This window comes from Mycobacterium sp., from assembly GCF_019243155.1.
Lineage (GTDB): Bacteria > Actinomycetota > Actinomycetes > Mycobacteriales > Mycobacteriaceae > Mycobacterium.
The window spans coordinates 1-18,289 of record NZ_JAFAUS010000027.1 but is presented as its reverse complement, the minus strand read 5'-3'; the positions used below and the strand labels follow the sequence as shown (position 1 = coordinate 18,289).

The 18,289-nt window shown below is 68.0% G+C and carries 18 protein-coding genes; 10 read left to right on the top strand and 8 right to left on the bottom strand.

Going from position 1 to position 18,289, the window contains the following annotated elements:
• The 4 genes from JOZ00_RS01595 to JOZ00_RS01580 form a co-directional block, all read right to left on the bottom strand.
• Positions 1-492, bottom strand: a 492-nt coding sequence (locus JOZ00_RS01595) for an asparagine synthase-related protein (RefSeq protein WP_293338774.1), incomplete at its 3' end; no start/stop codon positions are given.
• Positions 493-1,671: a cysteine desulfurase family protein gene (locus tag JOZ00_RS01590; protein ID WP_293338772.1), complete on the bottom strand. Its 1,179-nt coding sequence runs from the start codon at positions 1,669-1,671 to the stop codon at positions 493-495.
• Between the two features lie 33 nt (positions 1,672-1,704).
• A complete protein-coding gene (locus tag JOZ00_RS01585; protein ID WP_293338770.1) occupies positions 1,705-2,550 on the bottom strand; it encodes a lysophospholipid acyltransferase family protein in 846 nt (281 codons plus the stop codon).
• On the bottom strand, positions 2,547-3,395 hold the full coding sequence (locus JOZ00_RS01580; protein ID WP_293338768.1) for a GNAT family N-acetyltransferase: 849 nt from the start codon (positions 3,393-3,395) through the stop codon (positions 2,547-2,549). Before JOZ00_RS01580 ends, JOZ00_RS01585 begins: the two co-directional genes overlap by 4 nt.
• Positions 3,396-3,673: 278 nt before the next feature.
• Between JOZ00_RS01580 and JOZ00_RS01575 the strand changes: the two genes are divergently transcribed.
• The 3 genes from JOZ00_RS01575 (at position 3,674) to JOZ00_RS01565 (ending at position 5,938) form a co-directional block, all read left to right on the top strand.
• Positions 3,674-3,943 carry a hypothetical protein gene (locus JOZ00_RS01575; protein WP_293338766.1) on the top strand — a complete coding sequence of 90 codons (270 nt, stop codon included), beginning with the start codon at positions 3,674-3,676 and terminating at the stop codon, positions 3,941-3,943.
• Between the two features lie 112 nt (positions 3,944-4,055).
• The gene (locus tag JOZ00_RS01570; protein ID WP_293338764.1) at positions 4,056-5,558 is read left to right on the top strand and encodes a cryptochrome/photolyase family protein; all 1,503 of its coding nucleotides are present in this window, start codon (positions 4,056-4,058) and stop codon (positions 5,556-5,558) included.
• The gene (locus tag JOZ00_RS01565) at positions 5,555-5,938 is read left to right on the top strand and encodes an SRPBCC family protein (RefSeq protein ID WP_293338762.1); all 384 of its coding nucleotides are present in this window, start codon (positions 5,555-5,557) and stop codon (positions 5,936-5,938) included. Before JOZ00_RS01570 ends, JOZ00_RS01565 begins: the two co-directional genes overlap by 4 nt.
• Before the next feature lie 114 nt (positions 5,939-6,052).
• Here the strand turns inward: JOZ00_RS01565 and JOZ00_RS01560 are convergent, their stop codons facing one another.
• Both JOZ00_RS01560 and JOZ00_RS01555 read right to left on the bottom strand, forming a co-directional pair.
• A complete protein-coding gene (locus tag JOZ00_RS01560; protein WP_293338760.1) occupies positions 6,053-7,009 on the bottom strand; it encodes an electron transfer flavoprotein subunit alpha/FixB family protein in 957 nt (318 codons plus the stop codon).
• A 36-nt stretch (positions 7,010-7,045) separates the two neighbouring features.
• Positions 7,046-7,837 (bottom strand): electron transfer flavoprotein subunit beta/FixA family protein, encoded by a 792-nt coding sequence (locus JOZ00_RS01555; protein ID WP_293338758.1) that lies wholly within the window; start codon positions 7,835-7,837, stop codon positions 7,046-7,048.
• A gap of 228 nt (positions 7,838-8,065) precedes the next feature.
• Between JOZ00_RS01555 and JOZ00_RS01550 the strand changes: the two genes are divergently transcribed.
• Genes JOZ00_RS01550 through JOZ00_RS01535 form a run of 4 tightly spaced genes read left to right on the top strand, consistent with a single transcriptional unit; the run spans position 8,066 to position 13,110 of the window.
• Positions 8,066-8,878 carry a class I SAM-dependent methyltransferase gene (locus tag JOZ00_RS01550; RefSeq protein ID WP_293338756.1) on the top strand — a complete coding sequence of 271 codons (813 nt, stop codon included), beginning with the start codon at positions 8,066-8,068 and terminating at the stop codon, positions 8,876-8,878.
• Positions 8,875-10,470: a glycoside hydrolase family 57 protein gene (locus tag JOZ00_RS01545; protein WP_293338754.1), complete on the top strand. Its 1,596-nt coding sequence runs from the start codon at positions 8,875-8,877 to the stop codon at positions 10,468-10,470. The genes JOZ00_RS01550 and JOZ00_RS01545 overlap by 4 nt, the downstream gene beginning before the upstream one ends.
• A 13-nt stretch (positions 10,471-10,483) precedes the next feature.
• The gene (locus JOZ00_RS01540) at positions 10,484-11,728 is read left to right on the top strand and encodes a glycosyltransferase family 4 protein (RefSeq protein ID WP_293338752.1); all 1,245 of its coding nucleotides are present in this window, start codon (positions 10,484-10,486) and stop codon (positions 11,726-11,728) included.
• A gap of 26 nt (positions 11,729-11,754) precedes the next feature.
• The gene (locus tag JOZ00_RS01535) at positions 11,755-13,110 is read left to right on the top strand and encodes a TIGR01777 family oxidoreductase (RefSeq protein WP_293338750.1); all 1,356 of its coding nucleotides are present in this window, start codon (positions 11,755-11,757) and stop codon (positions 13,108-13,110) included.
• Positions 13,111-13,147: 37 nt separating this feature from the next.
• Here JOZ00_RS01535 and JOZ00_RS01530 read toward each other — a convergent pair whose 3' ends face one another.
• Together JOZ00_RS01530 and JOZ00_RS01525 are read right to left on the bottom strand one after the other, a co-directional pair.
• Positions 13,148-13,831 carry a phosphodiesterase gene (locus JOZ00_RS01530; RefSeq protein ID WP_293338748.1) on the bottom strand — a complete coding sequence of 228 codons (684 nt, stop codon included), beginning with the start codon at positions 13,829-13,831 and terminating at the stop codon, positions 13,148-13,150.
• 229 nt (positions 13,832-14,060) lie between these two features.
• Positions 14,061-14,570 carry a MarR family transcriptional regulator gene (locus JOZ00_RS01525; RefSeq protein WP_293338746.1) on the bottom strand — a complete coding sequence of 170 codons (510 nt, stop codon included), beginning with the start codon at positions 14,568-14,570 and terminating at the stop codon, positions 14,061-14,063.
• 330 nt (positions 14,571-14,900) lie between these two features.
• Here JOZ00_RS01525 and JOZ00_RS01520 point away from each other — a divergent pair, with 330 nt between their 5' ends.
• The 3 genes from JOZ00_RS01520 to JOZ00_RS01510 form a co-directional block, all read left to right on the top strand.
• On the top strand, positions 14,901-16,034 hold the full coding sequence (locus JOZ00_RS01520; RefSeq protein WP_293338744.1) for a polyprenyl synthetase family protein: 1,134 nt from the start codon (positions 14,901-14,903) through the stop codon (positions 16,032-16,034).
• 27 nt (positions 16,035-16,061) lie between these two features.
• A complete protein-coding gene (crtI, locus tag JOZ00_RS01515; RefSeq protein WP_293338743.1) occupies positions 16,062-17,579 on the top strand; it encodes a phytoene desaturase family protein in 1,518 nt (505 codons plus the stop codon).
• On the top strand, positions 17,576-18,289 hold a 714-nt coding region (locus tag JOZ00_RS01510), incomplete at its 3' end, for a phytoene/squalene synthase family protein (protein ID WP_293338741.1). The genes crtI and JOZ00_RS01510, both read left to right, overlap by 4 nt.

Here is an 18,289-nt window from a genome sequence, read left to right as displayed (position 1 = left end):
GATCGGGAATGCGGCATGGCGCAACTGCTCGGCGGTCAGCACGGCCAGCACGTAGGACTGGTCCTTGTCCCGATCGACCGCCCGGCGCAGCCGCCCATCGGACAGCCGCGCATAGTGGCCCGTGACGACCGTATCGAAGCCCAGCGCAAGGGCTTTCGCGGACAACGCCGAGAACTTGATGCGCTGATTGCAGCGAATGCACGGGTTGGGCGTCTCGCCGCGGGAATACGACTCTACGAAGTCGTCGATCACATCCGCTTGAAACTTCTCCGCGAAATCCCAGACGTAGAAGGGAATTCCGAGCACATCGGCGACGCGGCGCGCGTCGGAGGCATCTTCTTTCGAGCAGCAGCCCCGCGAGCCGGTGCGCAACGTGCCCGGTGCCGTCGACAGCGCCAGGTGCACGCCGACCACATCGTGTCCGGCATCGACCATCCGGGCGGCGGCCACCGACGAGTCGACGCCACCGCTCATGGCAGCTAAAACCTTCACTTACGAAGCCCCCGCAGCGGCCAGTGTGGCCCGGCGCGCGCGATCCACCGCCCCGGGCAGCACCTCCAGCACCGCATCGACGTCGGCGTCAACACTGTTGTGCCCCAAGGAGAGTCGCAAAGATCCGCGAGCACTGGTTGGATCCGCACCCATCGCGAGCAGCACGTGCGACGGCTGTGCGACACCGGCGGTGCACGCCGATCCGGTCGAACACTCGATTCCGTTGGCGTCCAGAAGCATCAGCAGCGCATCGCCCTCACAGCCACGGAACGTGAAGTGCGCGTTGCCGGGGAGGCGCCGCGGGTCCCGGGCGCCGTTGAGGATGACGTCCTCGATGCCGGCCAGGACCTTCTCGACGAGGCGATCGCGCAGCTTCCGCAGCCGGGCGCTGTTGGCCTCGAGCCCGTCCACCGAGATCTGGGCGGCGGTCGCCATCCCGACCGCGCCCGCGACATCGGCGGTGCCCGAACGGATGTCACGCTCCTGACCACCGCCGTGCGCCAGCGGCACACAAGCGACCTCGCGGCGAAGCAACAGCGCGCCCACCGCTGGCGGACCGCCGAACTTGTGCGCGGCAACGCTCATCGCCGACAGGCCGCTGGCGGCGAAGTCGACCGGCAGCTGCCCCACCGCCTGTACGGCGTCGCTGTGCATCGGGACCCCGAATTCGGCCGCGACGGCGGCGAGTTCGGCGGTCGGCATCACGGTGCCGACCTCGTTGTTGGCCCACATCACCGACACCAGCGCGACGTCGTCGTGCCCCTGCAACGCCTCGCGCAGCGCCGCTGCCGACACCGAGCCGTCCGCGGCCGTCGGCAACCACGTCACCTCGGCGCCCTCGTGTTCGACCAGCCAGTTCACCGAGTCCAGCACCGCATGGTGCTCGACCTCACTGGTGATGATGCGGCGACGACGCGGCTCGGCGTCGCGACGGGCCCAGTAGAGACCCTTGACGGCAAGGTTGTCGCTCTCGGTGCCGCCGGCGGTGAAGATCACCTCGGACGGGCGCGCGCCCAGCTTGTCGGCGATCAGCTCGCGGGATTCCTCGATGCGGCGCCGCGCCGCCCGGCCGCTGGTGTGCAGCGATGAGGCATTGCCGACCGTTCCGAGGACATAGCTCATCGCCTCGATGGCGGCGAGGTGCATCGGGGTCGTGGCGGCGTGATCGAGGTAGACCATGACGCGCCCCAGAATACCGGCCCGCCGGTTTGCTCAGGCCACCAGCATGTGGCCGTGACCAGGGTGCCGGGACCGGCCCACGCCGACCGCGGACTGGCAGCGGCCCGCCAGGGCCCGCCGATCGGTCCCCGGCAGCTGCAGCGATTCGACGTGCACCCGCGCCAGCGTGCGCCGCACGGTGAGCAGCCGGCGGATCGACCCCAGCAGAGTCTCCTCGCCGACGAAGGCCGGGACCGTCGATACGCTGCCGTCGACGTGGTGGTAGGTCAGCCGCAGCGGTTGCACCGGACGGGCCGCGTCGATCGCGGCCTGGAACATCGCCGGGTAGAAGGCCCCGGAGTCCAGGCCGCACCAGGTAGTGCCCTCCGGGAAGCACACGACGGTCTGGCCGGCCCGCAGTCGGTGGGCGACGGCGTCCACCACCCCGGGCAGCCGCCGCAAGCTCGACCGCTCGATCGGGATGATCTTCAGGAGGCGCGCCACTACTCCCACCGCGCGCCCGGCGAACATATCGGCGCGTGCGACGAACGACCCGGGCAATACCGCACCGATCGCGAAGACGTCCAGCCACGACATGTGCGGGCTGACCACCAGCACCCCGCGCAGGTTGCGAATCGGGTTGCCGGTGACCGTGATGCGGATGCCGAAACAGCGAAGTACCAGCCGGCAGTAGATGCGCTGCACGCGCGCGCGGCCGGGCAGCGGCATCCCGAGCAGGGGCAACCCGGGTGCCAGCAGCAGTGCCAGCAGGATGCGAAGCGACATCCGTAACGCCACCAGCAGCCGGCGCGATGTGACCGCGTCGCCGCAGCTCACACAGGCCGCATCGCACGATGCACGCGGTAGCCAGGAGTGCCCGGTGCCCGCGAGAGGGCTCATCGCTCGCCGGCCATCTCAGCAGCCGCCGATACCGACCGGAGTCGCTTCAGATATCGAGTGTCGGCTCGGCGTTTGTCCAGCAGCACGCAGAAATCGCCGACCCCGAAGTCCGGGTCGTGCGCGGGCTCGCCGCAGACCTTGGCGCCCAGCCGCAGGTAGCCGCGCATCAACGCCGGGACCGACGGGCGCGACGGCGAGGGGATCTCGTCGATCGGCTTCCCGTCGACGACCACCGGCCGGTGCGGGTGAACCGTGAACTCCGGCGGGGCGGCGTGCCGGCTCAGGATGAAGTCGCGGACGCCGCGCAACTGGCTGCCGGGCGCTTCAGCGTCGGGGCCCTGGGAATCGCTGCCGATCGGTACCGACACGCACCCCGTCACGTAGTCGTAGTCGTAGCGGTCCAGGTAGGCCAGGATGCCGGCCCACATGAGCAGCACCACGCCGCCGTTGCGGTGGCCGTCGCGCACCACGGCGCGGCCCATCTCCACCAGCGACGGCCGCAGCGGGTCGAACGCGCGCAGGTCGAATTCCGTCTCGGTGTACAGGCCGCCGGCCGCGATGGCGCCGGTCGGGGCCAGCATGCGGTAGCAGCCCCCCAGCTCGCCGGTGTCGTCGTCGCGGACCAGGAGGTGGTCGCAGAACTCGTCGAACCGGTCGACGTCCCGTTGTCCTTCGGCTCCCGGCAGTGTGAAGCCGGGCGTGCTGGTGAACACGTCGTACCGGAGCCGCTGGGCCGCCGCGACCATCGTGGGGTCGGTGGACAGCAACAGCGAGTAACGGGGACCGTCCGCCGTACTGACGCCGTCCGGTATGTCGCTGGGTATCAGGACAGAAGCAATGCTCATGTAAACCAACGTTGCGTAAGCGATGAGCTAGTCGGCATCCTCGCTGTGACGTGTCCGTGCACGCCAGGTGACGAAATGTCGCAGCACAGGCTGCCTGGTCAAGCCGTTTTCGGTGCTTAGTCCCCCAAACCCGGCTTCCGGTCGGTAGAGCGTTTGCTGGACAGCGAATCCGGCATCCAGTACGTCCCCATGACCTGCAGGTGAAATCTTGTTCCGCCGTTAACAGCGCCGTCGCATCGAGGATTGCTAGCCGTTACGAATAGCCATAACATTCCGTTGTGACCGCTCATCGACTGCAGTGTTGGGAGTGCGGCACCACGTTCCACGGTCGCGCCGACGCGCGCTACTGCTGCGGGGCGTGCCGGCAAAAAGCCCATCGCGGCCGCGCCAAACGTCGCGCCACCGGCGACTCCTCGCCGCCGGCGGCCCTCAGCGAAGCGGTCGTGCGGGCGCGGCGGGCACGTGAGGAGGCGCGAGCCACCCGGGCCCGTGCCAGAGCAACGTGCCGAACCGCGTCGGCGATGCTCGGCGGCCCCGTCGCCGATTGACACCGCCGCGGCGATCGTTAAGTTAATTAACAGATCAATCGGCTACCGCGGTCAAGCCCCGGCCGCTACCCGTAGACCGGTCAACGTGTTGGAAAACCAATTCGGATTCTTGATGAGCAACATTCGCGCTAAGAAGAACTCAGACTCGCGTCGCTGGTGTTTCGCCGATCAACTCGGCCCGCACTTCCTGGATCATCCCGACCAGCCGGTGTTGCTGATCGAGTCCCGGGCGGCGTTCGAACGCAACCGATTTCACCGCCGCAAGGCGCATCTGGTGCTTTCCGCGCTGCGCCACCGCGCGGCCGAGCTCGGCGACCAGGCCGTGTTCCTGCAGACCCGCACCTACTCCGAGGCGCTGGAGAAGGTCTCCGAACGCATCAGCGTGTGTCAGCCCACCTCGTGGGCGGCCGATCGATTCGTGCGGTCGCGATCGCGGGTCGAGGTGTTGCCCGCACGCGGATTCTGCACGGCCCGAGCCGAATTCGACGAGTGGGCCAAGCGGCGGCGCACCCTGCGGCTGGAGGATTTCTACCGCGACGCGCGCCGCCGGTTCGACGTGCTGATGGAGGGCGACCGGCCCTGCGAGGGACGCTGGAATCTCGACGCCGACAACCGGGAACCGGCCCCCAAGGACACCGACGCGTTGGGAGTACCCGCGCCCTGGCTGCCCGAAGAAGATGAGATCGACGAGCAGGTGCGCGCGGACCTGGACCGCTGGGAAGCCGACGGCGACGTCTCGTTCGTCGGCCGCGACGGCCCGCGCGAATTCCCCGTCACCGCAACCGAAGCCCTCGCCGCCCGCACGGTGTTCCTGCGAGATCGATTGCCGCACTTCGGCCCTCATGAAGACGCGATGCTCAGCGGCGATCGTTTCATGGCGCACAGCCTGTTGTCGGCGCCGATGAACCTGGGCCTGCTGGACCCGTTGGACTGCGCGTATGCGGCCGAAGACGCCTACCGCTCGGGGCATGCCGCACTGGCAAGCGTCGAGGGTTACATCCGCCAGCTGATCGGGTGGCGGGACTACATCTGGCATGTCTACTGGCATTTCGGTCGCGGCTATCGCCGGCGCAACGCACTCAAAGCGCACGCCCGGCTGCCCAAGTGGTTCTCGGACCTGGACGCCGACGCGCTGGACGCGCGCTGTCTCAAAGACGTGCTGGCCCAGGTGCGCGACCACGGCTGGGTGCACCACATTCCGCGCCTAATGGTGTTGTCCAACTACGCACTGCAGCGGGGCTGGAATCCCGACGCGGTCACCGAGTGGTTCCACCGAAGTTTCGTCGACGGCTACGAGTGGGTGATGGTGGCCAATGTCGTCGGGATGTCGCAGCACGCCGACGGCGGGCTGATGGCGACCAAGCCGTACGCCGCGGGCGGCGCCTACATCAACCGCATGAGCGACTACTGCGGGCAATGCCGGTATCGGCCCAGCGAGCGCGTCGGCGACCACGCCTGCCCGTTCACCGGGGGCTATTGGTGGTTTTTGGACCGCAACCAAGAGCAGCTGGCGGGCAATCGGCGCATGAACCAGCCGCTGGCCGGGCTGCGCCGGCTCAAGGATTTGGACGAGGTGCGCGACCAGCAGCGCCGGCTGGGTGGTCACGCGCCATGACGGGCATCGTGCTCACGGCCGACAAGTTGATCGCGGCGCCGCCCTCGGCGGTGTGGGATCTGTTGGTCGACCTCGACGCGTGGCCGAAGTGGGGTCCGACGATTCGGGGGGCCCGTCTTGACGAGCCGCACTCCGAACTCGGTTTGCACGCAACGGGAACCGTGCAGACGTCAGTGGGGGTCGCGGTGCCGTTCGTGGTCACCGAGTTCGAGCCGGGCCGCCACTGGGCGTGGCGCGTGGCCGGCGTGCCGGCGACCCGCCACGCGGTGGAAGCCGTGAACGACGGTGCGCGAGTGAGTTTTTCGGTGCCGTGGTGGGCCGCGCCGTACCTGACGGTGTGCTCCATCGCGGTGCGCCGCATCGATGCGATGCTGCGCTGAAACAATAGGTCACTTTCAAATCCGATATCACCGCCGATATCGGATTTGAAAGAGTAGTGATGGTCCGGAAAAGCCCCGACACGCCGGAGCGTGTCGGGGCTTTCGGCCGAATATCTAGCCCTTGCGGGTCTTGACCGCCTCGGTCAGCTGCGGCGCGACCTTGAACAGGTCGCCCACCACGCCGTAGTCGGCGATCTCGAAGATCGGTGCCTCTTCGTCCTTGTTGACCGCGATGATGGTCTTGGACGTCTGCATGCCCGCCCGGTGCTGGATCGCGCCCGAGATGCCCAGCGCGATGTAGAGCTGGGGCGACACCGTCTTGCCGGTCTGACCGACCTGGAACTGGCCCGGGTAGTAGCCGGAGTCGACGGCGGCGCGCGAGGCGCCGACGGCGGCACCCAGCGAGTCGGCCAGCTCCTCGACCACGCTGAAGTTCTCCGCGCTTCCCACGCCGCGGCCACCGGACACCACGATCGTGGCCTCCGTCAGCTCGGGGCGGTCACCGGCGACGGCCGGCTCACGGGCCGTGATCTTGGTGGCGTTCTCGGCGGGGGCCGGAACGTCCACCTTGACCTCTTCACCGGCGCCGGCGGACGGCTCGGCGTCGATGGCGCCACCGCGCACCGTGATGATCGGGGTGTCACCGTTGGCCTGCGACTCCACGGTGAACGCGCCACCGAAGATGGAGTGCGTCGCTTTGTTGCCCTCTTTCACCTCGACCACGTCGACCAGCAGACCGGATCCGATCCGGGCCGCCAGCCGTCCCGCGACCTCTTTGCCGTCTGCGTTGGCGGACAGCAGCACGGCGGCGGGCGCGCTCGACTCGGCCAGCGAGGCCAGCACGTCGACCACCGGGGTGATCAGGTACTTCTCGGCGTCGTCGGACTCCGCGACGTAGATCTTGGCGGCACCGGCCTCTTTCAGCCCGTCGACCAGCGGGGCGGCCGTACCGGACGGGCCCACCACGACGGCGGCCGGGTCGCCCAGCGCGCGGGCGGCGGTGATCAATTCGGAGGTGACCTTCTTCAGCGCACCTTCAGCGTGCTCAACGAGCACCAATACTTCAGCCATGGGTTGATTCGCTCTTCTCGTCTATGGGGGTGGGCGTTAGATGATCTTCTGGCCGACCAGGTACTTGGCGATCTCGTTGCCGCCCTCGCCCTCGTCGGTGACCTTCTCACCAGCGGTCTTCGGCGGCTTCGGCGTTGACGACAGCACGGTGGACCCGGCGTTGGCCAGTCCGACCTCGTCGCCCTCGACCCCGATCTCGGCCAGAGTCAGCACCGTTACCTCTTTCTTCTTGGCGGCCATGATGCCCTTGAAGGAGGGGAAGCGCGGTTCGTTGATCTTCTCGGTAACACTCACCACGGCAGGCAGGCTGGCCTCGAGGCTGAAGACGCCATCGTCGGTCTCGCGCTCACCGGTGACCTTGCCGCCCTCGAGGGACAACTTGCGCAGGTGGGTGAGCTGCGGAAGACCCAGGTACTCGGCGATGATGGCCGGGACCGCGCCGCCGGTGCCGTCGGTTGCCTCGTTACCCGCGATGACGAGCTCGGTGCCTTCGATGGTGCCCAGCGCGCGGGCCAGCGCCCACGCGGTCTGCACGACGCAGGACCCGTGCAGGCCGTCGTCCTTGAGGTGGACGGCCTTGTCTGCGCCCATCGACAGGGCCTTGCGGATCGCCTCGGTGGCACGCTCGGGGCCGGCCGTCAGCACCGTCACCGAGCCGTCGCCGCCCTCGCGCTCGCGAATCTGCAGCGCCTCTTCGACGGCCCGCTCGTTGATCTCGTCCAGCACCGCGTCGGCAGCCTCGCGGTCCAGCGTGTAGTCGCCGTCAGTCAGCTTGCGCTCGGACCAGGTGTCTGGGACCTGCTTTATCAGGACCACGATGTTCGTCATGAGTCTGGTTCGTCCTCCTCGAAGGAGTCTCGCAGCAGTCGACCACGAGACTTTCAGTACGCGTTTTGCAGCGCACGGTCGTGTTACTACTCGGTAACTTTGTGCGGCCTGCCTTCACACCATAGCGGGTCGTAGTGCACGTTCTTACGGCGTGCCTCCCCGTCCGAGCGGCGGCTACCCACTTCACGGTTCGCGAATCCGACACTTCGCGTTAGCCTGCCTAATGCAATGAGCGCATTCGTCCCCGACGTTCCCGAACACGTCCCCGGCGGCACCTCGCCGGAGGCAGACGCGGTGTTGACGCTGACGGGTGAGCGCACCATCCCCGATCTGGAAATCGAAAACTACTGGTTTCGCCGCCACGAGGTGGTCTACCAGCGGTTAGCCTCCCGCTGCACGGACCGCGACGTGCTCGAGGCGGGGTGTGGCGAAGGTTACGGCGCCGATCTGATCGCGGGCGTCGCCCGCCGTGTCGTCGCCGTGGACTACGACGAGTCCGCGGTGGCTCACGTGCGCGGCCGCTACCCCCGGGTGGAGGTCATGCAGGCGAACCTCGCCGAGCTGCCGCTGCCCGACGCGTCGGTGGACGCCGTGGTGAACTTCCAGGTCATCGAGCATCTGTGGGATCAGGCACAGTTTGTCGCCGAGTGCGCCCGGGTGCTGCGCCCGTCGGGGCTGCTAATGGTCTCCACGCCCAATCGGATTACCTTCTCGCCCGGCCGCGACACTCCGATCAACCCGTTCCACACCCGTGAACTCAACGCCGTCGAGCTGACCCAACTGCTGGTTGATGCGGGGTTCGCCGACGTCTCGGTCTTCGGGCTGTTCCACGGCCCGCGGCTGCGGGAGATGGATGCCCGGCACGGCGGGTCGATCATCGACGCGCAGATCGCCCACGCGCTGGCCGATACGCCTTGGTCCGCCGAGCTGACCGCCGACGTCGCCGCCGTCACCACCGAGGACTTCGACATGGTGGCAAGCGACGAAGGCCATGACATAGATGCCAGCCTCGACCTGATCGCAATCGCGGTGCGGCCTTGAGCACCGCGAATTCGGGGCAGGTTCCGGGCCTGTTCACGCTGGTCCTGCACACGCACCTGCCGTGGCTGGCCCACCACGGCCGCTGGCCGGTCGGTGAGGAATGGCTCTACCAGTCGTGGGCGGCGGCCTACCTGCCGCTGATGCAGGTGCTCAACACCCTGGCCGACGAGGATCGTCAGGGCCTGATCACCCTCGGCGTGACGCCCGTGGTGAACGCCCAGCTCGACGACCCCTACTGCCTGGACGGCATGCATCACTGGCTGGCCAACTGGCGGCTGCGGGCGGCCGAGGCCGCCAGCGTGCGGTCCATTCCCCGCTCGAAGTCGGCCGGCTTCCAGTCCTGCACACCGGAAGCGTTGCGCGACTTGGGTGTTCGCGAATCCGCCGACGCGGATCGGGCGCTCGACGATTTCGCCACGTTGTGGCGACACGGCGCCAGCCCGTTGCTGCGCAGCCTGACCGACGTTGGTGCCGTCGAACTGCTCGGCGGGCCGCTCGCCCACCCCTTCCAGCCGCTGCTGAACCCGCGACTGCGCGAGTTCGCGCTGCGCGAGGGCCTGGCCGACGCGCAAATGCGCCTCGGGGCGCGAAAAGGGCAGGGCTGCAACGGGATCTGGGCTCCCGAATGCGCGTATGCCCCCGGCCTGGAACGCGACTACGCCGCCGCGGGGGTCACGCACTTCATGGTGGACGGCCCGTCGCTGCACGGGGACACCGCGCTGGGGCGGACCGTCGGCGACAGCGACGTGGTCGCGTTCGGACGCGACCTGCAGGTCAGCTACCGGGTGTGGTCGCCGAAGTCCGGGTATCCCGGGCACGCCGCCTACCGCGATTTCCACACCTATGACCACCTCACCGGGCTCAAGCCGGCCAGGGTGACCGGCCGCAACGTGCCCTCGGAGGGCAAGGCCCCCTACGATCCCGAACGTGCCGACCACACGGTCGACGTGCATGTTGCCGATTTCGTCGAGGTGGTCCGTAACAGGCTGCTCTCCGAATCGGAACGCATCGGGCGGCCCGCCCACGTGGTCGCCGCGTTCGACACAGAGTTGTTCGGCCACTGGTGGTACGAGGGCCCGACGTGGCTGCAGCGGGTCCTGCGGGCGCTGCCCGAGGCCGGCGTGCGGGTGGGCACGCTGAGCGACGCGATCACGGACGGATTCGTCGGCAGGCCGGTCGCCCTGCCGCCCAGCTCGTGGGGTTCGGGCAAGGACTGGCAGGTGTGGGCCGGCGAGCAGGTGGCCGACCTGGTCCAGCTCAATAACGAAGTGGTGGACGCCGCACTCAGCACCGTCGATAAGGCGCTCGCGCAGCGGGAGTCGCTGGACGGGCCGCTCCCCCGCGACCACGTCGCCGACCAGATCCTGCGCGAGACGCTGCTGACCGTTTCCAGCGACTGGCCGTTCATGGTGAGCAAGGACTCGGCCGCCGACTACGCCCGCTACCGCGCGCATCTGCACGCGCACGCCACCCGCGAGATCTCCGGGGCGTTGGCATCGGGACGGCGCGACACCGCACAGCGGCTGGCCGACGGATGGAATCGCGCCGACGGACTGTTCGGCGCCCTGGACGCGCGCAGGCTGCCCCGATGACGTGGGGCCCCGCGTGAGAATCCTGATGGTGTCGTGGGAGTACCCGCCGGTGGTCATCGGCGGCCTCGGCCGGCACGTCCATCACCTGGCCACCGAGCTCGCCGCGGCCGGGCACGAGGTCGTCGTGCTGGCCCGGCGGCCCACGGACACCGACCCCAGCACGCACCCGTCGACCGACGAGGTCGCCGAGGGGGTCCGGGTCATCGCGGCCGCGCACGACCCACACGAATTCGCGTTCGGCAGCGACATGATGGCGTGGACGCTCGCGATGGGCCACTCGATGGTCCGCGCTGGTCTTTCTTTGAAGAAGCGGGGCAGCAACCGGCCGTGGCGCCCCGACGTGGTGCACGCACACGACTGGCTGGTGGCCCATCCCGCGATCGCCCTCGCCCAGTTCTACGACGTGCCAATGGTTTCCACGATTCACGCCACCGAGGCCGGACGCCATTCCGGCTGGGTCAGCGGCGCGATCAGCCGTCAGGTGCACGCCGTGGAGTCGTGGCTGGTGCGTGAATCGGATTCGCTCATCACATGTTCGGCGTCGATGACCGAAGAGATCACCGAACTGTTCGGACCCGGGCTGGCCGAGATCACCGTGATCTGTAACGGCATCGACGCCGCGCGCTGGCCGTTCGCCGAACGGCGGCCACGCAGCGGGCCCGCCGAACTGCTCTACCTCGGCCGGCTGGAGTACGAGAAGGGCGTGCACGAGGCCATCGCCGCGCTGCCGCGAATCAGGCGCACCCACCCGGGCACCACGCTGACCGTCGCCGGCGAAGGCACCCAGCTGGGCTGGCTCGTCGAACAGGCCCGTAAACACCGGGTGCTCAAGGCGATTCGATTCGTCGGGCATCTCGAGCACGCGGAGCTGCTGGAAGTGCTGCATCGGGCCGACGCCGCGGTGCTGCCCAGCCACTACGAACCGTTCGGCATCGTGGCACTGGAAGCCGCCGCCGCGGGCACGCCGCTCGTCACGTCCAACATCGGCGGTCTGGGCGAGGCGGTCATCAACGGCCAGACCGGGGTGTCGTGTCCGCCCCGCGACGTGGCCGGACTGGCCGCGGCCGTCCGAACAGTCCTCGACGATCCCGATGCCGCACAGCGCCGCGCTCGCGCCGCCCGCGAACGGCTCACGTCCGATTTCGACTGGAAGACCGTGGCCGCCAAGACCGCACAGGTGTATCTGGCGGCCAAGCGCGGCGAGCGGCAACCGCGGGCGCGGCTGCCCATCGTCGAAAACGCTTTGCCGAACCGCTAGCGCTTTCCTCACGTAACGTCGGAAAGATGGGCCTTGAATTCTCCAGCGTCGTCGACGCGCCTATCACCGACGTCTTCGACTGGTACGCCAGGCCGGGCGCCTTCAACCGCCTCTCGCCACCCTGGTCACCGATGCGGCTGGTCAGCGAGGCCGATTCGCTCGAGGACGGGCGCGCCGTCCTGGCTCTACCCGGCGGCCTGCGCTGGGTCGCCGTCCACCAGCCGGACGGCTACGATCCGCCGCGACGCTTCGTCGACGCCATCGGCGGTGACGGGCTGGCCTCGCTTCCCGCACGAATTGCTGTGCGCTGGCGCCACACTCACGAATTCGAGGCCGTCAACGACAACCGCACCAAGGTGATCGACCGGGTGGACACACCGGTGCCCGGCTCGCTGTTGCGTTCCATGTTCGTCTATCGGCACCGCCAGCTTGCCGACGATCTCGCCGTACACCGGGTGGCCGCCGAGCACGGTCTCGGCCCCGCCACCATCGCCCTGACCGGATCGTCGGGGCTGGTCGGCTCGGCGTTGACCGCGTTTCTGCGCACCGGCGGCCACCGCGTCATCCAGCTGGTCCGCCGCACCCCGGGCAACGCCGACGAGCGGCAGTGGAATCCCGATGACCCCGACCCGGAACTGTTCGCGGCCGTCGACGCGGTCATTCATCTGGCGGGCGCATCGATCGCCGGCCGATTCACCGACAGCCATCGAGATGCGATCCGGGACAGCAGGATTGGCCCGACTCGACGGCTGGCCGAACTGCTGGCCCGCGTCAGCCCCAAACCCGCCGTGCTGATCTCGGCGTCGGCGATCGGCTACTACGGGTACGACCGCGGCGACGAGACGCTGACCGAGGACAGCGCACGCGGCGACGGGTTTTTGGCGGACGTCGTGGCCGACTGGGAGGAGGCGACCGCTCCCGCCGAGCAGGCGGGGCTGCGAGTGGTGCGCGTGCGCACCGGCATCGTGCAATCGCCGGCCGGCGGGACGTTGAAGCTGATGCGCCCGCTGTTCAGCGCCGGACTGGGCGGCCGGCTGGGCGACGGGCAGCAGTGGCTCTCCTGGATCGGGATCGACGATCTGGTGGACGTGTACCACCGCGGGCTGTGGGACAAGGAGCTGTCGGGACCGGTGAATGCCGTTGCCCCGCAACCGGTTCGCAACAGCGAATACACCCGCACCCTGGGCCATGTCGTACACCGGCCGACGGTGTTCCCGGTGCCGTCGCTGGGCCCGAAAATACTGCTGGGCGAGCAGGGCGCGCGCGAACTCGCGTGCGCCAACCAACGCGTGCAACCCGCAAAACTGGTTGCGGCCGCTCACCGGTTCCGCCAACCGGACCTGGACCAGGCGTTGCGTCACCTGCTCGGGCGCACCGGCTGACGCGTCTCAGGGCACCCGATGGGCGGTGACCGGCCCTCTACCCCCTGTCTGCGTCTCTACCCTCGCGACTTCGCTCATAGGAGCTGGCGCGCAGGTGCGCCAGCCAGCTCGGATACAGGCTCACCCCGGACGCGGTGTTGACCACCGGGTCAAACGATATGTCCCCGCCGCGCCCCGGATCGAGAGCACTCGTCAACCGCAAGCGGCCCAAGGGCGTGAATTGTCTTGCGCCCCGGGCTTGGTCGAGCGCGATTTCGATGACGCCCTGCTTGAGTCGGCTACGGACGCTGTCCAATGACAGCCCGGAACCGTTCAGGTCGGCCGGAGTCCGAGCCCGGAGCCACCAGTTGTTTCCCTGGTAGCGCAACGGCATCAGGCTGGTCAGTGTCTGGTTGCTCCATGAAAAGGCCGGCCGCAGCGCGACGGCACGCGCCAGTACCCCCGAGCCTGACGTGACGAGCAGAATGTCCCAGGGTGACCCGGCCGGCGTCGGCGCCACCCGGAAAGCCAGCCCGATGAAGTCGGGTAGGGCCCCGGGCGTACCTGTCGCCTTCGATACCCGGGCGACGACATCCGACGACGGGGCGGGCAACCCCTGGCCCGCAGGCGCGAGGCGTTCGAAGACTCCTTCGGCGAACACACCGTTTGGGTGGAAGAACCGCTTGCCCCGGATCGCGGAACCCCACTGGAATGGCAACGAGACAAGATCAGAAACGTCCACTGGTCGCGAATTCCCACTCTGCGCCGAGGAAAACCGCCGCGGGCTACATAGGGACGACGGTCTGCACCGCCTAGACCGGATCGTCGCTGTTGAAGTTGATCGTTTCGTAGTTCTGGCGGCGCGCGGTCCCAAGACGGACCTTATGGCCATCGACCATCAGAACGCGTTGCGCACCTTGTTCTTTAGCCGAAGCTATGGCGCATTGCGCGACAACATTGGCGGTCGAAAGTCAACCGCCGTGGCCGCCCAGCTCACCTTGAAAGCGCCCCATAGCGGAGAGGAGCGCTGTGAGAACTCGATGAGCGGCCACCAGGTCGGCATCGGGCAGGTCCGATAGCGCGACGCGAGTATGCGTCGTCAGCGGACGGAAATAGGACCGGGCGGTTGCCGTACCGGATTCCCCGTGCCGCAGCACAACTTTTCTGCGGTCACCGGGGTGTGAGTCACGGCGCAGGTGGCCCGAGTCGATGAGCCGGTCCACCAGGTAGGTGATGGCCGAACCAGACATGCCCATCACCTGACTGAGATCGCCCGAGGTCATCGGCCGCCCGGCGCTTTCGGCCACCATGATGTAAAGCAGCGCACGAAAGTCGTTGGGGCGCAGATTATGTGTCGACGCGAAAAGTCGCCCGATCTGGTCGGATTCGATCGATATCTCGCGCAGGTCGGCTGAGATCAGCGACTCCAGGTCGCCTCGGCGCGAGTCCGGCTCGTCAGCGTTCATAACCTTGTGCAGCATATCGCCGAACAGCCGTTCATTCAGTCATTGAATGTTTAATTCAGTGAAACAGGGGTCTCTGAAAGAGAGTTCCATTCCGGTGCGCGCGACGCTATCCCGCACGCCGAATCCGGCCGCCTCGGCTGGCGCCCAGGCGTGACTTTCACTAAGTTAACCTTTAAGTTATTGAAACTAGAGGTGGTACGCCGCAGTAGGTGACAACGGGCTACACGGAGCGGTTTCACAGGCCAGCGGTCGGGGTTTACCCGCCCCACCAGCGGGTATGAGCCCTGCGTTTGTGCCGTTGAGCCTGCGGCTGCCAAGCAGTCCGGGGAGGAGCGCTTGGGGAAGATGCGAGCTTTATCGTTTTCGGCCGTGGGCCAATCAGCTTCAATCGCCCCAGCGGAGTCGCGCTTTCCGGGTGCTGACGACTTCGCGAGCTGGCGGTCGCAGGTACGGCGAGCGGTGCTGGGCTACGTCGCCGATTTCGTGGACGGTCGACGTACCGGCGAGCTGGGCGGCGCGCGCATCGACGTCGTCGGCGACATCTTGGAGGAGTTCATCGCCGGTGGCAAATGCCTGCGGTCGACATTCACCTATCTGGGCTGGCTGTGTGGCGGCGTCCCCAGCGAGTCGGCGTTGCGCGCGGCGGCCAGCTTCGAGTTGTTGCACGCCTTTGCGCTGCTGCAAGACGATGTCATGGATGGCTCGACGGAGCGGCGCGGCCGACCGGCGGCGCATCTCCAATTCGCCCGCTGGCACCGCGAATCCGGGTTGTCCGGCTCGTCACGCCGGTTCGGCGAATCGTCGGCCATCCTGCTGGGCGACCTCTGCCTGATCTGGGCCGAGCAGATGCTGCGCGAAAGCGGTGTGGACGCCAGCCGTCTGCAACGGGCGTGGCCGCGGTACGACGCGATGCGCACCGAGCTGGCCGTCGGCCAATTCGCGGACCTCACCAGCGATGTCCGACTCCTGCCCCCGTTGGAGGCCATCCTGGACGTGGCGCGCCGCAAGTCGGGCAACTACACCGTGCGACGACCGCTGGAAATCGGTGCGGCAATGGCCGGCTGCGGTGACCGGACGCTGTCCCAGCTCGGCGACTACGGCGTCGCGGTCGGCGAAGCGTTCCAACTCCGCGACGACGTCCTTGGTGTCTTCGGCTCGCCGGCGATAACCGGCAAGCCCTGCGCCGGGGACCTGCTCGAGCGCAAGGCGACCAGTGTCGTGATGATCGCCCATGAGTTGGCCAATCCGGTGGCCAGGCGCGAACTCACCGAGCTGATGAACGGCGAGGTCCTCGACGACGACGCGCTGGAGCGCTGGAAAGCGTTGATCATCGCGACGGGAGCGGTGGAACTCATCGAACAGATGATCAGCGAGCGCGTCGATTCGGCGTGCGACCTCGTCAGCGACATGGCCGTCGACGAACTCGTCCGCAACGCGCTGGTCGCGATGTCGGCCGCGTGCACGGATCGCGCTGAATGATCCGAACGAATCTGGGAGTCTATTGATATGCGGACCGTGACGGGACGCAGCGACCATGTTGTGGTGATCGGCGCCGGCCTGGCGGGCCTTTCTGCGGCCCTGCACCTGGCCGGCAGAGGGCGCGCGGTCACGGTTGTCGAGCGCCACCCATGGCCGGGCGGGCGAGCCGGCCGACTCGACGTCGGCGGCTATCGGGTCGACACCGGGCCGACCGTCCTCACGATGCCGGACATCATCGACGAGACGTTCGCAGCCGCGGGTCAAACCCGAACGGGCCGGCTGGAACTATTACCGCTCGATCCGGCCTATCGCGCGGTGTTCGCCGACGGCAGCACGCTGGACGTGCACAGTGATCCGGATCGAATGGCCACCGCGATTGAAGAGTTCGCTGGCTTCGGGCAGGCAGCGGGCTATCGGCGGCTGCGCGAGTGGCTCACGCGGTTGTACCGAACCGAGTTCGACGGGTTCATCGGCGCCAACTTCGATTCACCCCTGTCGCTGCTCACGCCGCAATTGGCACGGCTGGCCGGGATCGGCGGGTTCCGCAAGTGGGATCGCATGGTCAGGCGCCACATCACCGATCCCCGACTGCAGCGGGTCTTCACCTTTCAGTCGCTGTATGCGGGTGTGGCGCCGCGAGACGCTCTCGCGGTGTACGCGGTCATCGCCTACATGGACACCATCTCGGGCGTGGTGTTTCCGCGCGGGGGCGTGCGGGCGCTGCCCGACGCGTTGGCCGCGGCGGCCGTCGACGCGGGCGTTCAATTCCGCTACGACACCACGGTGAACGGCTTGGAGCGCGCCGGCGGCCGTGTCGATGCGGTGTTGACCGACTCCGGCCGCATTGCCTGCGACGCGGTGGTGCTGACCACCGAACTGCCGCAGACCTACGCGCTGCTCGGCCGCACGCCGCGTCGCGTCCTGCGGTTGCGGGCCGCGCCGTCTGCCGTCGTGGCGCACCTGGGTTGTCGCGCCGTGCCGCCCCAAACCGCGCATCACACAATACTTTTCGGCAACTCCTGGGATCAGACTTTCACCGACATCATCCGCGATGGGCAACTGATGCGCGATCCCTCGTTACTGGTCACCCGGCCCACCGCCAGCGATCCGTCGCTCGCCCCCGGCGGCCGCGATCTTCTGTACGTGCTGGCCCCGGCGCCCAACCTCGAACGCGGCGCAATCGACTGGGCGAAAGTCGGCGGCGCATACGTCGATGCGTTGATCGATCACGTCGCCGACCGACTGCTACCCGGTTTGACCGACGACGCGACGGTGCTCGACGTGGTCACGCCCGCCGACTGGGCGAAGCAGGGCATGGCGGCCGGCAGCCCGTTCGCGCTTGCGCACACGTTCGGCCAGACGGGCCCGTTCCGGCCCTCGAACATGGTGCGCGGGATCGACAACGCGGTGCTCGCCGGGTCCTCCACGGTGCCCGGCGTCGGCGTCCCGACGACGCTGATCTCCGGGCGGCTGGCCGCGGACCGTGTCACCGGCGCCACCGACCGATCTCTCGCGCACGTCGATCTGAAAGCCGGTCAGGCATGATCCGCAGCGAATTGGACGCGGCCGGGATCGACGACCCGCGACTGCGCGACGGGTACCGCCGCTGCCGGGAACTCAATGCCGCGCACGGCCGCACGTTCTTCCTGGCCACCAGGCTGCTGGCACCCGACCAACGACCGGGCGTGCACGCACTGTACGGATTCGCGCGCTACGCCGACGACATCCTCGACGATCTCGATCCGCAGGTGGGCACCGACATTCGGGCGCAACGCCTACAGCAGCTGTCCGATCGCTTCTTCGCCGGCGGTGATCATCTCGACGACCCCGCACTGGCCGCGGTCACCCACACCGCACGCCGCTACCGCATCGGCACGGACCTGTTCGACGACTTTCTGGCGTCCATGCGCATGGATCTGACGGTCACCGACTATCCGGACCGCAAGGCGCTCAACCTCTACATGCGCGGGTCAGCGGAAGTCATTGGCCTGCAGGTGCTTCCGATACTGGGTACGGTTACGTCCGTCGAGGAGGCGGCGCCCTATGCCGCGGCCCTGGGGCGGGCTTTTCAACTCACCAATTTCCTGCGCGATGTCGACGAAGACCTAGTGCGGCAACGCGTGTACCTGCCCGCCGACGAGCTTGCCGCCCACGGCGTCGACCGCGAGCTGTTGATGTGGTGTCACATCCACCGTCGTACCGACCCGCGGGTGCGTGAGGCGCTGGCCGCTCAGCACGAAATCACCAGGGAGACT